Source organism: Phenylobacterium koreense (genome assembly GCF_040545335.1).
Lineage (GTDB): Bacteria > Pseudomonadota > Alphaproteobacteria > Caulobacterales > Caulobacteraceae > Phenylobacterium > Phenylobacterium koreense.
In genome coordinates, this window is the sequence record NZ_JBEPLU010000001.1 from 2045611 (window position 1) to 2059006 (window position 13396).

General features: G+C 69.2%; 16 protein-coding genes. 7 read left to right on the top strand and 9 right to left on the bottom strand.

Annotation, left to right across the window (positions count from 1 at the left end):
* The first annotated feature begins 37 nt into the window (after positions 1–37).
* Positions 38–907 carry an SDR family NAD(P)-dependent oxidoreductase gene (locus ABID41_RS10250; RefSeq protein WP_354297528.1) on the top strand — a complete coding sequence of 290 codons (870 nt, stop codon included), beginning with the start codon at positions 38–40 and terminating at the stop codon, positions 905–907.
* On the opposite strand, the gene ABID41_RS10255 is transcribed toward ABID41_RS10250, so the two are convergent.
* Positions 904–1881, bottom strand: a complete 978-nt coding sequence (locus tag ABID41_RS10255) for an NAD(P)H-quinone oxidoreductase (protein WP_354297529.1) — start codon at positions 1879–1881, stop codon at positions 904–906. The genes ABID41_RS10250 and ABID41_RS10255 overlap by 4 nt on opposite strands.
* A 76-nt stretch (positions 1882–1957) precedes the next feature.
* Here ABID41_RS10255 and ABID41_RS10260 point away from each other — a divergent pair, with 76 nt between their 5' ends.
* Together ABID41_RS10260 and rcdA are read left to right on the top strand one after the other, a co-directional pair.
* Complete coding sequence (locus ABID41_RS10260; protein ID WP_331932951.1) at positions 1958–2158, top strand: DUF1192 domain-containing protein; 201 nt, start codon at positions 1958–1960, stop codon at positions 2156–2158.
* 134 nt (positions 2159–2292) lie between these two features.
* Positions 2293–2799: a protease adaptor protein RcdA gene (gene rcdA, locus ABID41_RS10265; protein ID WP_331932950.1), complete on the top strand. Its 507-nt coding sequence runs from the start codon at positions 2293–2295 to the stop codon at positions 2797–2799.
* Between the two features lie 131 nt (positions 2800–2930).
* On the opposite strand, the gene rpmE is transcribed toward rcdA, so the two are convergent.
* Positions 2931–3155, bottom strand: a complete 225-nt coding sequence (gene rpmE / locus ABID41_RS10270; RefSeq protein ID WP_331932949.1) for a 50S ribosomal protein L31 — start codon at positions 3153–3155, stop codon at positions 2931–2933.
* A 119-nt stretch (positions 3156–3274) separates the two neighbouring features.
* On the opposite strand from rpmE, the gene ABID41_RS10275 reads away from it, so the two are divergent.
* A complete protein-coding gene (locus ABID41_RS10275; protein ID WP_354297530.1) occupies positions 3275–5125 on the top strand; it encodes an ABC transporter transmembrane domain-containing protein in 1851 nt (616 codons plus the stop codon).
* A 3-nt stretch (positions 5126–5128) separates the two neighbouring features.
* On the opposite strand, the gene ABID41_RS10280 is transcribed toward ABID41_RS10275, so the two are convergent.
* The 6 genes from ABID41_RS10280 to ABID41_RS10305 form a co-directional block, all read right to left on the bottom strand.
* Positions 5129–6151 carry a glycerophosphodiester phosphodiesterase gene (locus ABID41_RS10280; protein WP_354297531.1) on the bottom strand — a complete coding sequence of 341 codons (1023 nt, stop codon included), beginning with the start codon at positions 6149–6151 and terminating at the stop codon, positions 5129–5131.
* Positions 6152–6193: 42 nt separating this feature from the next.
* The gene (locus ABID41_RS10285; RefSeq protein ID WP_354297532.1) at positions 6194–6988 is read right to left on the bottom strand and encodes an inositol monophosphatase family protein; all 795 of its coding nucleotides are present in this window, start codon (positions 6986–6988) and stop codon (positions 6194–6196) included.
* A 116-nt stretch (positions 6989–7104) separates the two neighbouring features.
* Positions 7105–7752 (bottom strand): thiamine phosphate synthase, encoded by a 648-nt coding sequence (gene thiE / locus ABID41_RS10290; RefSeq protein WP_354297533.1) that lies wholly within the window; start codon positions 7750–7752, stop codon positions 7105–7107.
* 10 nt (positions 7753–7762) lie between these two features.
* Positions 7763–7924, bottom strand: coding sequence for a hypothetical protein (locus ABID41_RS10295; protein WP_331931588.1), 162 nt, complete (start codon positions 7922–7924; stop codon positions 7763–7765).
* A complete protein-coding gene (gene cydB, locus ABID41_RS10300) occupies positions 7908–8933 on the bottom strand; it encodes a cytochrome d ubiquinol oxidase subunit II (RefSeq protein WP_354297534.1) in 1026 nt (341 codons plus the stop codon). The genes ABID41_RS10295 and cydB overlap by 17 nt, the downstream gene beginning before the upstream one ends.
* A complete protein-coding gene (locus tag ABID41_RS10305; protein WP_354297535.1) occupies positions 8930–10342 on the bottom strand; it encodes a cytochrome ubiquinol oxidase subunit I in 1413 nt (470 codons plus the stop codon). Before ABID41_RS10305 ends, cydB begins: the two co-directional genes overlap by 4 nt.
* Positions 10343–10540: 198 nt before the next feature.
* Between ABID41_RS10305 and ABID41_RS10310 the strand changes: the two genes are divergently transcribed.
* The 3 genes from ABID41_RS10310 to ABID41_RS10320 all read left to right on the top strand — a co-directional run bounded on the left by ABID41_RS10310 (position 10541) and on the right by ABID41_RS10320 (position 13059).
* Positions 10541–10726, top strand: coding sequence for a (2Fe-2S)-binding protein (locus ABID41_RS10310; RefSeq protein WP_331930602.1), 186 nt, complete (start codon positions 10541–10543; stop codon positions 10724–10726).
* 94 nt (positions 10727–10820) lie between these two features.
* On the top strand, positions 10821–11312 hold the full coding sequence (bfr, locus tag ABID41_RS10315; protein ID WP_331930600.1) for a bacterioferritin: 492 nt from the start codon (positions 10821–10823) through the stop codon (positions 11310–11312).
* An 88-nt stretch (positions 11313–11400) separates the two neighbouring features.
* Positions 11401–13059 carry an MFS transporter gene (locus ABID41_RS10320; RefSeq protein ID WP_354297536.1) on the top strand — a complete coding sequence of 553 codons (1659 nt, stop codon included), beginning with the start codon at positions 11401–11403 and terminating at the stop codon, positions 13057–13059.
* Here ABID41_RS10320 and ABID41_RS10325 read toward each other — a convergent pair.
* Positions 13056–13319, bottom strand: a complete 264-nt coding sequence (locus ABID41_RS10325; protein ID WP_331930596.1) for a hypothetical protein — start codon at positions 13317–13319, stop codon at positions 13056–13058. The genes ABID41_RS10320 and ABID41_RS10325 overlap by 4 nt on opposite strands.
* Positions 13320–13396 lie beyond the last annotated feature (77 nt).

The following is a 13396-nucleotide window of genomic DNA, read 5'->3' on the forward strand; positions in this document are numbered from 1 at the left end:
CGTCCGAAACAGAGGCGCCGGCAAGCGGGAGGAAGCAATGGGACGTCTGAGCGGACGGGTGGCGGTGATCACCGGCGGGTGCTCCGGCATCGGCCTGGGAACCGTGGAGCGGTTCGTCGAGGAAGGGGCGAAGGTCCTGGTCGGCGACATCGACGACGCGGCCGGCAACGCCCTGGCGGCGCGCTTCGACGGCGAGGTCGCCTACCAGCGCTGCGACGTGCTGGAGGAAGGCCAGATCCAGGCCCTGATGGACGGCGCAGCCGAACGCTTCGGGGCGCTCGACATCCTCTTCAATAACGCAGGCGCAGGCGGTTCCCCCAACCGCATGGAGGACATGACCGGCGCGGCCTGGGATCTCAGCCACAACCTGCTGCTGCGCTCGGTGGCCCTGGGGATCCGCTACGCCATCCCGCACATGAAGGCGCGGGGCGGAGGCTCGGTGATCAATACGGCCTCCATCGCCGGCACGGCCGCGGGCTACGGGCCGATCGCCTATTCCACCGCCAAGGCGGGCGTCATCCACTTGACCCGCGTGGCGGCCGCGGACCTGGCCCGCGACGGCATCCGCGTGAACGCCATCTGCCCGGGCCTGATCCTGACCAACATCTTCACGCCCTCGGAGACAGTGCCGCCCGGCCTGGCGACGATAATCAAGCAGTCCATGGCCCAGACCGCTCCGGACACCCAGCCGATCGCCAAGGCCGGCCAGCCGCTGGACATCGCCAACGCGGCGCTGTTCTTCGCCTCGGACGAGAGCGCCTTCATCACCGGCGTCCACCTGATGGTCGACGGCGGCCTGTTCGTCGGGACACGTCAGTCCTGGGATCCGGAGATGCGCGCCGAGCGCGCACGGGTGGCCGAGGAGCGGCGCGCGGCCTTCGAGGCCGGCGCGCTCGCCGGAGGTTAGCCGACCGTCAGCATCACCTTGCCCACATGCGCCCCGCCTTCGAGGAAGGCGTGGGCGCCGGCCGCGTCGGTCAGCGGGAAGGTCTTGTCCACGAGGGGGCGCAGCTTGCCCTGGGCGATCCACGGCCAGACCACCTTCTCGACCTCGGCGGCCAGCCGGGCCTTTTCGTCGGCGTCGCGGGGGCGAAGGGTCGAGCCGGTCAGCACCGCCCGCTTCATCATCAGGCGGGAGATCGGCAAGGCCACCTCGCCGCCGCCCTGCGCGGCGATGAACACCATGCGGCCGCCGGTCTTCAGGGCGTCCAGGCCCTTGGCGAAATAGTCGCCGCCGACCATGTCGAGGATCACGTCGACGCCGCCGGCTTCCTTGGCGACCTGGGCGAAGTCCTCGCTCGTGGTGTCGACGCTGATGTCGGCGCCCAGCCGCTTGGCCTCGGCGGCCTTGTCGGCGCCGCGGGCGGTGGCGATGACCCGCGCGCCCGCCGCCTTGGCCATCTGGATCGCCGTTGTCCCAATGCCGGACGTCGCGCCGTGGACCATCAGGGTCTCGCCGGCTTTCAGGCTCCCATGTTCGAACACGTTGGCGAACACCGTGAACACCGTCTCAGGCAGGGCGGCGGCCTCCAGCAGGCTCAGGCCCTGCGGGATCGGCAGGGCGTGGCGCGCGTCGCAGGCGGCGTATTCGGCATAGCCGCCGCCGCCCAGCAGGGCGCAGACCTTGTCGCCGACCTTCCAGCGTCCGGCGGCGGCGACCACCTCGCCCGCGACCTCCAGGCCTGGGGTGTCGGGCGCGCCGGGCGGCGGCGGGTATGCGCCCCGCCGCTGGGCGATATCGGGCCGGTTGACGCCCGCGGCCTCGACCTTGATCAGGATCTGGCCCGGCCCCGGGATCGGCCGCGGAATGGTGACAGGCTTGAGGTTTTCCGCAGGTCCGCGCCCGCCTTCCACAGCAATGGCGGTCATGGTGTCAGTCACAGGGCGCCCTCCAGACGGTTTTGTGCGTAGACTTCCCAGATAGACGCCGATGGAAGGCCCGCAAAGGGAGGACGCAATGGACGAACCCTCAGAACCGCGGATGCTGCGCGGACAGCGGCTGGCCGAGGCGATGCGCGAGGATCTGGAACTCTACGCCGTCGCCGAACTCGAGGAGCGCATCGCCGTCCTCGAGGGCGAGATCGCCAGGTGCCGTGCCCAAATTGAGCGCAAGCGCGCGGGTCGGGCCGCCGCCGACGCGCTATTCTCCAGGCCGTAGCGAGTCATCGCGGCTAACCGAACGTAAAGACCCGTCAAGGATAACAGGTGTTTACGTTTGGCACGGGCGTTGCAGGCCGGGCGGCTGCAGCGCCCCGATGATCCGCGGGCGACAGACGAAGGGCTGGTGGGTTCATGACTGATGGCATCGTGGCGATGGGGGCCTGGCGCGCGGACGTCGTCTCCGATTTCGCCCGCTCGGAGCTGTTCGACCGGACCTTCCAGGAAGGCATGGACCTGGTCGAGGAGACCGCCAGCTATCTCGACGGCGCCGGCCGCCAGGAATCCAAGATGCTGTCGCGCAATGCGGCTCTCGCCTATGCCGGCGAAAGCATGCGGCTCACCACCCGGCTGATGCAGGTGGCGTCGTGGCTGCTGGTGCAGCGCGCGGTCCGCGAGGGCGACATGGCCCCCGAAGGCGCGCGCGAGGAGCGCTATCGACTGGGCGCCGAGGACATCTGCCGGGGGGCCACGGTCGAGGACTTGCCGGAGGGCCTGCTGGAACTGCTCGACCGCTCGGAGCGGCTCTATGAGCGGGTGCGGCATCTTGACCGTCGCATGTACATCGACGCCGCCGAACCGACCCGGCTCAACCCGGTCCTCTCGCAATTCGGCAGACTGCAGGCCGCCTTCGGCGGCTGAGGCCGTCTTCCTTCTCCTCCTGCAGGAGAAGGGCCTGTCACGCACGCAGAAAAAGAACGCCGCGCGGGGCCGCGCGGCGTTCTTTTTCTGCTGCCAGGAGAGGGCGCGCGGCGAGGCGCGCCCGTCGATCCTTACTTGCGGGTGAAGGCGCCGAACTTGGCGTTGAAGCGCGAGACGCGGCCGCCGCGGTCCAGCAGGGCCTGGTTGCCGCCGGTCCACGCCGGGTGGGTCTTCGGGTCGATGTCCAGGTTCAGGACCGCGCCTTCAGAGCCGTAGGTCGAGCGGGTCTGGTAGCTGGTACCGTCGGTCATCACGACCGTGATGAAATGGTAGTCCGGGTGGGTGTCTTGTTTCATCGCGAGGGCAACCGACGTAAAGGAGCGGCAGAAAGATATCGGCCCGCAAGCAGGCGGGCGCGAAAGGAAGCCGCGCGTATACAGGAAAAGGCGCGGTAAGAGCAAGGGCGCTGGTTTCCATGAGTGATTTGGCCGCCGAGGCCGCGGTAGAAGGAAGGCCTGGCGCAGGCGCGGCCCTGGCCCAGGATCTGAGCGAGAGCGCGCAGCGGCGCGGTCGCAGCCGCAACGTCGGAGCCCTGCGCGCCCTGGCGCCCTACCTGGCCCGGCACAAGGGCGACACCGCCTGGGCGGGCCTCTTCCTGACCACCGCCGCAGCCGCCACCCTGGGGCTTTCCGGCGCCGTGCGGACGCTGGTGGACCACCTGACCGGCCCCGGCGTGACCGATCGCAGCGTAGCCCCCTGGTTCTGGCTGATCGGCGGCGTGGCCCTGGCCCTGGCGGCCTCCAGCGCGCTCCGCTACTTCTTTGTGACCAAGCTGGGCGAGCGGATCACGGCCGACCTGCGCAAGGCCGCCTATGGCCACATCCTGACCCTGGACCAGCCGTTCTTCGTGCGCACCCGCACCGGCGAGGTGCTGTCGCGGCTGACCACCGACATCCAGATCGTCGAGAACCTGCTCTCCAGTTCGATTTCGGTGGCCCTGCGCAACCTGCTGACCCTGATCGGCGCCTTGGTCATGCTGGTGGTGGTCAGCCCCAAGCTGACCGGCCTGGTGGTGGCCCTCTTCCCGTTCGTGCTCGCGCCGCTGTTCCTCTACGGCCGTCGGGTGCGCAAGCTGACCGCTTCGACCCAGGACCAGTTCGCCGCCGCCGTCGGCCATGCCGGCGAAACCCTCGACGCCCTGGAGACCGTGCAGGCCTTCGGCCGCGAGGCCTCGGGGGCCGCGCGGTTCGGCGAGGCGGTGGAATCGGCCTTCAAGACCTCGCTGCGCCGGATGACCGCCCGCGCGATCATGACGGCCCTGGTCATCGGCCTGGTGTTCGGCGGCGTGGTGTTCATCTTCTGGCTGGGCGTCCACGCCGGCCTGCGTGGGGAGATGAGCTGGGGGGCGCTCTTCCAGTTCGCCTTCCTGGCGGTGCTGGCCGCCGGCGCGGTCGGGGCCCTGGGCGAGACCTGGGGCGACGTGCAGAAGGCCGCCGGCGCCATGGAACGCATCGCCGAGTTGTTCGCCGCCACCCCGGAGATCGCCGCGCCCGCCCAGCCGAAGGCCCTGCCGAGCCCGGCCCGGGGCGAGATCGCCTTCGAGGACGTGCGGTTCGGCTATCCGGCGCGGCCCGACATCCTGGCCCTGGACGGCTTCTCGCTGCGGGTGGCGCCCGGCGAGCGGGTCGCCCTGGTGGGCCCTTCGGGTTCGGGCAAGAGCACCGTCTTCCGCCTGCTGCTGCGGTTCTACGATCCGCAGAGCGGCGTGGTGCGCCTGGACGGCGTCGACCTGCGCGAGGCCGATCCGGCCCAGGTCCGCGCCCGCATGGCCCTGGTCTCCCAGGACGCGCCGCTGTTCTCCGGTTCGGCGGCCGACAACATCCGTTTCGGGCGTGAAAGCGCGTCGGCCGACGAGATCCGCGCCGCGGCCCGCGCCGCCCAGGCCGAGGGCTTCCTCGACGCCCTGCCGGAAGGGTTCGACACCGCGCTTGGCGACCGGGCCCGCAGCCTGTCCGGCGGCCAGCGCCAGCGCCTGGCCATCGCCCGCGCCCTGATCCGCGAGACCCCGGTCCTGCTGCTCGACGAGGCCACCAGCGCTCTCGACGCCGAGAACGAGCGCCTGGTCCAGAAGGCGCTGGAGGACGCCATGGTCGGTCACACCACCCTGGTCATCGCACACCGCCTGGCGACCGTGCTCAAGGCCGATCGGATCGTGGTGATGGAAGGCGGGCGCGTGGTCGAGCAGGGGGCCCATGCCGAGCTGCTGGCCCAGGGCGGGCTTTATGCGCGGCTGGCGGCGCTGCAGTTCGGGGACGCGGCGGCCTAGGCCCTAACCCCGCGCCTTCACCGCCAGCCCCGGGAAGTCGCTGAACACGCCGTTGACCCCCGCCGCGTAGAGCGCCTTGAAGACCACCTCTGCGTCGCCGTGGGCGCCGGGGCTCTTTCCGCGGCGCAAGGCCGGCGGCAGGAACTGGTTCTCGGCGCGGACGGTCCAGGGGTGCACCTGCAGGCCCAGGGCGCGAGCATCCGAGATCAACGTGCTGGGCGCCGCCAGCGCGCCCTCGGCGGTCGGCAGCACCAGCGACCAGTCCGGGCCGACTCCGTGCGCGTAGCTCGCGATGCGCCGCAGGCCCTCTGGGCTGACCATTTCCGGCCGGTCGGCGCCGACCAACTGCACGAGCTTGGCCTGGGACATGGCCTGGAAGTTCCGCAACGATTCCGGCTCGAAGCTCTGGACGAAGACGAGGGCGTGGACGCTGTCCAGGTCGTTTCGCTTCAAGGCTTCGGCCAGCCGTCGCTCGATCGGCAGGTGGATGCTGGCGAAGTAGGCTGGGTGCTTCATCTCGGGATAGATCCCGATCGGCCGGCCGCAGCAGGCGCTCTGCTGCCTGGCCAGGTCGACCACCTCCTGAAAGGTCGGAATGGCGTCCAGGCCATCGAACCTGGCGCTGGCCGGACGCAGGGCCGGCAGGCGTTCGCGCGCCCGCAGGGTCTTCAACTCCAAGAGGGTGAAGTCCTCGGTGAACCAGCCCTCGATGCGCTGGCCATCGATGATCTTGGCGGTCTTGCGGCCGGCGAACTCAGGGTGCGAGGCGACGTCGGTCGTGCCCGAGATTTCGTTCTCGTGGCGGACGATCAGGTGTCCGTCCTGGGTTACGACCAGGTCCGGCTCGATGAAGTCCGCGCCTTCCTCGATCGCCAGGAGATAGGCCGCGCGGGTGTGCTCGGGCCGCTCGCCGCTGGCGCCGCGATGGGCGATGACGATGGGCTTGCGGCCGTCGAAGGCGGCGGCGGGCGTCGCGGCCGCCGCAGCGGCGCTGGCGAGGGCGAAGGTGCGGCGCGTCAGGTGCATGACCGCAGACTAGCGGCCGGCGGTGACGCTTGCATCACGCCGTCAGCCGGCGGCCTGCAGCTTTTCCAGCAGCAGCGGGTGCAGGTCGAGATTGGCCGCGCAGACCGAGCCAGTGCCCAGTACGTCGTCGCCGCCGTCGGCGTTGGTGACCTTGCCGCCCGCCTCGTGGATCATCAGCAGGCCCGCGGCCGTGTCCCAGGGCTTCAGGTCCCGCTCCCAGAAGCCGTCCAAACGGCCGGCGGCCACATAGGCGAGGTCCAGCGCCGCCGAGCCGAAGCGGCGTACGCCCGCGACCCGCTGGCTGATCTGGTGCAGTTCCTTCAGGAACCGCGCGTGCTGGCCGTGGCCGAGGAACGGGATGCCGGTGCCCAGCACCGACTCGTCCAGGTGCTTGCGGCCGGCGACCCGCAGGCGCTTGTCGTTGACGAAGCAGCCCTTGCCCTTCTCGGCCCAGAACAGCTCGTTGGTGATCGGGTTGTAGGTGACCGCCGCCACAGTCACGCCCTCGCGCTGGAGGGCGATGTTGATGGCGAAGTGCGGGATCGCGTGCAGGAAGTTGGTGGTGCCGTCCAGCGGATCGACGATCCAGGTGTGGGTCTTGTCGGTGCCATCGATCATCCCGCGTTCCTCGCCGAGGAAGCTGTAGCCGGGGCGGGCCTTTTCCAGGGCTTCGAACAGGGTCTGTTCGGCCCGCAGGTCGGCGGCGCTGACGAAGTCGGCCGGGGCCTTGCGTGAAACCTGCAGTTCCGAGAGCTCGCCGAAGTCGCGGTTGAGCCCGCGGGCCGCCTTGCGGGCGGCGTCGGACATGACTTTCAGGAGAGCGGATTGGGTCGACACGGGGGAGATCCAGGTTTCTCGCGGGCAAGCGTCCGCGCGCCGGAAAGGCGGGAAATTCGAGGCGCGGAAACTAGTGGCCGCGGAGCCTCAAGGCAAGGCGGCAAGGCTGCGGCGCTCTAGCTTCGAGCCGCGAGACCCCGGGCGATCGCCGCGTTCAGAGCCACGACCGCGGCCGCTGGACCCTGCGGATGGGTCCAGACCCCGGCCGAGACGGCCAGGAAATCGGCGCCGGCCTTGGTCAGACCCTCGGCGTTGTCGGCGGTGATCCCGCCGATGGCGACGCAGGGAACCTCCATGGTCTCCTGCCAGATGGTCAAGATCTCGGGCTCGGGGCGGGTGAGCGCGTCCTTGGTCGTGGTCGGGAAGAAGGCCCCGAACGCCACGTAGTCGGCGCCGGCCTCCGCCGCCTCCATCGCCAGGTGGCGGCTGTCGTGGCAGGTGACGCCGATCATCGCGTCGCGGCCCATGATCTTGCGGGCCTCCGCATAGGGCGCGTCGGACTGGCCCACATGTACGCCGTCGCAGCCGAGCTTGGCGGCGAGATCGGGCCGGTCGTTGAGGATCACCGCCACGCCGCGGGCCTGGGCGATGGGCGCCAGCGCGTCCACCGCCGCAGCGATCACCTCGTCCGGGGCGTCCTTCAGCCGGATCTGCAGGGCGGCGACGTCGCCGGCGTCCAGGGTCTGGGCGAGTGTGCGGCCGAAGGCGGCGAGGTCGTCGATCTTCGGCGGCGTGATCAGGTAGAGGCGGCATTCGGCGGTCATGACGCGCCTTCTAGCCGTGCGGATAGTCCGGCAACAGCGCCTTCATCGCATAGGCCACGATCATGGTGACGCCGGAGGCGCCCGCCGCGATGGCGACGAACCAGGCCAGGCGCTTCCACAGCGGCGGCGAGGGATCGCCCGGCTCGGGCGGGCCCTCAATGATATCCCGCATCGGCCGTCACCTTGCCCCGGAAGAGCCAGTAGACCCAGAGCGTGTAGCCGATGATCACCGGCAGCAGGATCGCCACCCCCACCAGCATCAGGCCGAGCGCGTTGTCGGCGTTGGCCGCCTGGCGGAAGGTCATGCCGTAGGGGACGATGTTCGGGAAGAAGCCCGCGGCCAGGCCGAGATAGCCCGACAGGAACAGCATGTAGGCGCCGATGATCGGCCAGCCATGGCTGCGGCGGCGCAGGCCGGCGACCAGAACTCCCAGGCCGATCAGGCCCAGGATCGGGATCGGCAGGAGCAGGGCCAGCCGGCCGAGGTCGAACCCGCCGCCGGCGTAGCCCCAGCGCGCGGCCACCGCCGGATGGACGAAGAGCGTGGCGACGCTGACCGCGGCCAGCAGGGCGGCGGTGAGAATCGCGGCGATCCAGGCCCAGCGGCGGGCCGCGCCGTGCAGCTCGTCCTTGGTCTTCAGGATCACCCAGCAGGCGCCGAGCAGGGCGTAGCCGGCGGCCAGGCCCACGGCGACCAGCAGGGTGTAGGGCGTCAGCCAGTCGAAGGGCTGGCCGCCGAACGCCACGCCGTCCAGGGTGATCCCCTGGATGAAGCCGCCGAGGATGAAACCTTGGGCCAGGGCGCAGACCAGCGAGCCGCCGGCGAAGGCCGCCGTCCAGAACGCCTTGCCGCGGCGACGGCCGCGCAGGCGGAACTCGAAGGCGACGCCCCGCAGGATCAGCGCCAGCAGCATCAGGATCACCGGGATATAGAAGGCCGGCATGATCGCGGCGTAGGCCAGCGGGAAGGCGGCGAACAGGCCGCCGCCGCCCAGCACCAGCCAGGTCTCGTTGCCGTCCCAGACCGGGGCGATGGAATCCATCATCACGTCCCGGTCGGCGGGACTGGCGGCGAACGGAAACAGGATGCCGACGCCGAGGTCGAACCCGTCCAGCAGGACGTAGAGCAGGACGGCGGTGGCGATGATCACCGCCCAGATCAGCGGCAGGTCGAGGCTCATGGGCGATCTCCCAGGCCATGGGTTCCAGGATCATCCGGCACGGCGGCCAGGGCCGAGCCCGGAGCCCGCGGGGTGGCGGGCGGCGCTTCGTCGGCGCCGGCGACCGGACCCTCGGCGATAAGGCGGAAGATGTAGATCACGCCGGCCGAGAAGATGATCGCATAGACGATGAGGAAGCCCAGCAGCGAGGCCGAGACCTGGCCCGGCCCGACCGGCGAGACGCCTTCGGTGGTGCGCATCACGCCGGTGATGACCCAGGGCTGGCGGCCGACCTCTGCGACGATCCAGCCGGATATGACCGCGAGGAAGCCGGCCGGTCCCATGGCGACGCAGGAGCGGAGGAAGATCGGCGTCCGCTCCGGCGCGCCGCGCCAGCAGAGCAGCGCGCCCCAGACGCCCAGGGCGATCATCAGCACGCCCAGGCCGACCATGAGGCGGAAGGCCCAGAAAACCACGCCGACCGGCGGCCGGTCCTGCGGCTCGAAGGCCTTCAGGCCCTGCACCTCCGCATCGACCGAACCGGCGGTGATCCAACTACCGGCGCCGGGGATCGAGATCTCCCACTGGTTCTTTTCGGCGACGCGATCGGGCCAGGCGACGATGTGGAAGGCCTGCGCGGCCTTGGTCTCCCAGAAGGCCTCGATGGCCGCCAGCTTGACCGGCTGGAAGCGCAGGACGTCCTTGCCGGACACGTCGCCGACCAGCAATTGGAGCGGGGCGACGATGGCCAGCATGCCGATCGCCATGCGCAGGCCGATCCGCGATTCCGTCTCCTCGGGACGGCGCAGCAGGCGCCAGGCCGAGGCCGCGCCCACCACCAGGGCGGTGGTCAGGTAGGCCGCCAGCACCATGTGGGCCAGACGCGCCGGGAAGCTCGGGGAGAAGATCACTTCCAGCCAGCTCGCTGCGAGCAGCCCGCCTTCGGGCGTGCGCTCGAAACCGGCCGGGTACTGCATCCAGCTATTGGCCGAGATGATCCAGAAGGCCGATATCAGGGTGCCGATCGCCACCAGCAGGGTGGCGGTGAAATGCAGGCCCGGGCCGACCTTCTTCCAGCCGAACAGCATGATCCCCAGGAAGCTGGCCTCCAGGAAGAAGGCGGTCAGCACCTCGAAGGCCAGCAGCGGCCCGATCACCGGCGCTGCGAGCGCCGAGAAGGCGCTCCAGTTGGAGCCGAGCTGGTAGCTCATCACCACCCCGGTCACGACCCCCATGCCGAAGGAGATCGCGAAGACCTTCACCCAGAAGAGGTAGAGGGTCTTGAAGGCCTCGTTCCTGGTGGTCAGCCACAGGCCCTCGAGGACCGCCAGATAGCTCGCCAGGCCGATGGTGAAGCTTGGGAAGATGATGTGGAAGGCGATCGTGAACGCGAACTGGAGTCGCGAGAGCATCAGGGCGTCGAAATCCATGCGCAAACCCCAGCATCTGGCGCACAGGCGTTCACGGCGCCTAGGCGCGGCCCATTCCCGACGAACAACGTGGGAGACCAAGCTTAGGTTCAACTACCTTGACTTGTCAGCAGCGCTCTGACGCCCCACAATTTGCAAATGATTTGCAAGTTCGTTCTTATCTGATAAGGAGAAGAGGCGTCATCGAAGAGGCCTGCCTTGTACGTCTGTAACTGTAACGGCATCCGCGAGCGTGAGGTCCGCGCCGCGATCGAGTCCGGCGCCACGCGGCCGGTCGAAGTTTTCCGGGCCTGCGACTCCAAGGTGCAATGCGCCCGCTGCGTCTGCGACATGCGCAAGATGCTCGGGGAGTACGACGAGGCGATGCGCTACGCCGCCGAATAGGCCGGGCTCATCAGAAACCACCCGCAAACATAGGCTTTGACTTGGCCGGCTCCCGGTAAGACCTTGCTCCGACAACGCAGGCGAGGAGGGTCATATGCAGGGCGACAAGGCGATCATCCGGCGGCTGAACGCCGTGCTGACCAACGAGCTGACCGCGGTCAACCAGTACTTCCTGCACGCGCGGATGTACCAGAACTGGGGCTTCGCCCGGCTCGGCAAGATCACCTACGACGAATCCATCGGCGAGATGAACCACGCCGACAAGCTGATCAAGCGCATCCTGTTCCTTGACGGCCTGCCCAACCTGCAGGACCTGCACAAGCTGAAGATCGGCGAGACCGTGCCGGAATGCCTGGCCGCCGACCTCGCCGTGGAAGTCGCCGGCCGCGCCGACCAGATCGCCGGCATCAAGGAGTGCGAGGAGGCGCAGGACTATGTTAGCCGCCAGATCCTGCGCGAGATCCTGACCGACACCGAGGAACACATCGATTTCCTCGAGACCCAGCTCAGCCTGCTCCGCTCCCTGGGCGAGCCGAACTACCTGCAAAGCGCCCTGGGCGAACTGGAAGGCGGCGAGGGGCACTGAACCCGATCCTCCCCTCTCGCGCGGCGCCTTCCCGGCCGGCCAAAACCCGCTAGGCTCGCCTCAACGATAAAAGAGGGGGAGGAGCCGAATGGCTGGGACCGTGATCGGCGAGGGCGTCGTCGAGAAGAAGAGCCATGGGCTGGTGATCGGCGCGGCGTCGGCCGGCACGGTCTTCGAATGGTACGACTTCTACCTCTACGGCTCGCTGGCGGGCTTCATCACCCAGCACTTCTTCTCAGGGGTCAACGAGACCACCGGCTACATCTTCGCCCTGCTGGCCTTCGCCGCGGGCTTCGCGGTGCGCCCGTTCGGGGCCCTGGTGTTCGGCCGCCTGGGCGACCTCTGGGGCCGCAAGAACACCTTCCTGGTGACCATGCTGCTGATGGGGCTCTCCACCTTCTCGGTAGGCCTGCTGCCCGGCTATGGCCAGATCGGCGTGGCCGCGCCCCTGCTGCTCGTCCTCATGCGGCTGATGCAGGGCCTGGCGCTGGGCGGCGAGTACGGCGGGGCGGCGACCTATGTGGCCGAGCACGCGCCGCCCGGAAGGCGCGGCCTCTACACGAGCTGGATCCAGACCACCGCGACCCTGGGCCTGTTCCTGTCGCTGGTGGTGATCCTGGTGGTCCGTTCCATGACCGGCGAGGAGATCTTCAAGGCCTGGGCCTGGCGTATCCCATTCCTGGTCTCGGCCATTCTGCTGGGGGTCTCGCTGTGGATCCGGCTGCGGTTAAACGAGAGCCCGGTGTTCCAGAAGATGGTCGAGGAGGGGAAGACCTCGAAGAAGCCCCTGACCGAGTCCTTCGGCGAGTGGTCGAACCTCAAGGTCGTGCTGCTGGCCCTGCTGGGGCTCACCGCCGGCCAGGCGGTGGTCTGGTACACCGGCCAGTTCTACGCGCTGTTCTTCCTCGAGAAGATGCTCAAGGTGGATGGGGCGCTGACCAACACCCTGGTCGCCTGGGCGCTGATCCTCGGCACGCCGTTCTTCGTGGTGTTCGGCTGGCTGTCGGACAAGATCGGCCGCAAGCCGATCATCCTGGCCGGCTGTCTGCTGGCGGTGCTGACCTATTTCCCGATCTTCAAGGCGCTGACCGCCGCGGCCAATCCGGCCCTGGCCCATGCGGCGGCGGCCGCGCCGGTGGTGGTCGTGGCCGACCGCGCCGACTGCGCCTTCCAGTTCGATCCGGTCGGCAAGACCGCCTTCACCAGCTCCTGCGACATCGCCAAGTCGGCCCTGGCCAACGCCGGGATCACCTATAGGAACCAGGCCGCGCCGGTGGGCTCGACCGCGGTGGTGAGGGTCGGCGAGGTCGAGGTTCCGAGCTTCCGGGGGCAGGGCCTGGCGAAGGCCGATTTCGACGCCCGCAAGGCCGCCTGGACCAAATCCCTGACCGAGACTCTGCATCAGGCCGGCTATCCGCCCAAGGCCGACCCGGCGCAGGTGAACCGGCCCATGGTGGTGGCCCTGCTGTTCCTGCTGATGCTCTACGTGACCATGGTCTACGGCCCGGTGGCCGCGGCGCTGGTCGAGATGTTCCCGGCGCGCATCCGCTACACCTCGATGTCGCTGCCCTACCACATCGGCAACGGCTGGTTCGGCGGCTTCCTGCCCACCACCGCCTTCGCCATGGTCGCGGCGACGGGGAACATCTATTCCGGGCTCTGGTATCCGATCGTCATCGCGGCGGTGACCGTCCTGATCGGCCTGTTCTTCGTGCCGGAGATGCGCGGGGCGAATATCGACGACTAGCGCGGCCGCCGCCCGCCGCCCGGCTTGTTCACGTCGTAGGGCTCGTCATAGCCGTGGCGCTCCGAATAGAAGGCCAGCCACATCAGCACGCCCGTCAGGCCGCCGACGGCGATGAGTCCGACGATGATGAAGGGGAGGATGGCGGTCAGCCATTCCCAGCCGCCGCCGAGCCATGAGCTGACATAGTAGCCCCAGCCGGCGAGGGCGGCGAGCAGGGCGAGGATCACCAGGGCGGCGATCACGGGTAGAGTCCGCTTCATGCCCCCAGCAATCGCGCTGGGGGCCGAAGGGTTCCCGCTGGAGCAGCATCCGGCGCTGCTCCAGTCACTAGGGAATT

What these genes read in the sequence shown, in the direction of transcription:
- ABID41_RS10250 (WP_354297528.1), top strand. Translation starts at nt 38, where the DNA reads ATGGGACGTCTGAGCGGACGGGTGGCGGTGATCACCGGCGGGTGCTCC.
- ABID41_RS10260 (WP_331932951.1), top strand. Translation starts at nt 1,958, where the DNA reads ATGGACGAACCCTCAGAACCGCGGATGCTGCGCGGACAGCGGCTGGCC.
- rcdA (WP_331932950.1), top strand. Translation starts at nt 2,293, where the DNA reads ATGACTGATGGCATCGTGGCGATGGGGGCCTGGCGCGCGGACGTCGTC.
- rpmE (WP_331932949.1), bottom strand. Translation starts at nt 3,155, where the DNA reads ATGAAACAAGACACCCACCCGGACTACCATTTCATCACGGTCGTGATG.
- ABID41_RS10275 (WP_354297530.1), top strand. Translation starts at nt 3,275, where the DNA reads ATGAGTGATTTGGCCGCCGAGGCCGCGGTAGAAGGAAGGCCTGGCGCA.
- ABID41_RS10280 (WP_354297531.1), bottom strand. Translation starts at nt 6,151, where the DNA reads ATGCACCTGACGCGCCGCACCTTCGCCCTCGCCAGCGCCGCTGCGGCG.
- thiE (WP_354297533.1), bottom strand. Translation starts at nt 7,752, where the DNA reads ATGACCGCCGAATGCCGCCTCTACCTGATCACGCCGCCGAAGATCGAC.
- ABID41_RS10295 (WP_331931588.1), bottom strand. Translation starts at nt 7,924, where the DNA reads ATGCGGGATATCATTGAGGGCCCGCCCGAGCCGGGCGATCCCTCGCCG.
- cydB (WP_354297534.1), bottom strand. Translation starts at nt 8,933, where the DNA reads ATGAGCCTCGACCTGCCGCTGATCTGGGCGGTGATCATCGCCACCGCC.
- ABID41_RS10305 (WP_354297535.1), bottom strand. Translation starts at nt 10,342, where the DNA reads ATGGATTTCGACGCCCTGATGCTCTCGCGACTCCAGTTCGCGTTCACG.
- bfr (WP_331930600.1), top strand. Translation starts at nt 10,821, where the DNA reads ATGCAGGGCGACAAGGCGATCATCCGGCGGCTGAACGCCGTGCTGACC.
- ABID41_RS10320 (WP_354297536.1), top strand. Translation starts at nt 11,401, where the DNA reads ATGGCTGGGACCGTGATCGGCGAGGGCGTCGTCGAGAAGAAGAGCCAT.
- ABID41_RS10325 (WP_331930596.1), bottom strand. Translation starts at nt 13,319, where the DNA reads ATGAAGCGGACTCTACCCGTGATCGCCGCCCTGGTGATCCTCGCCCTG.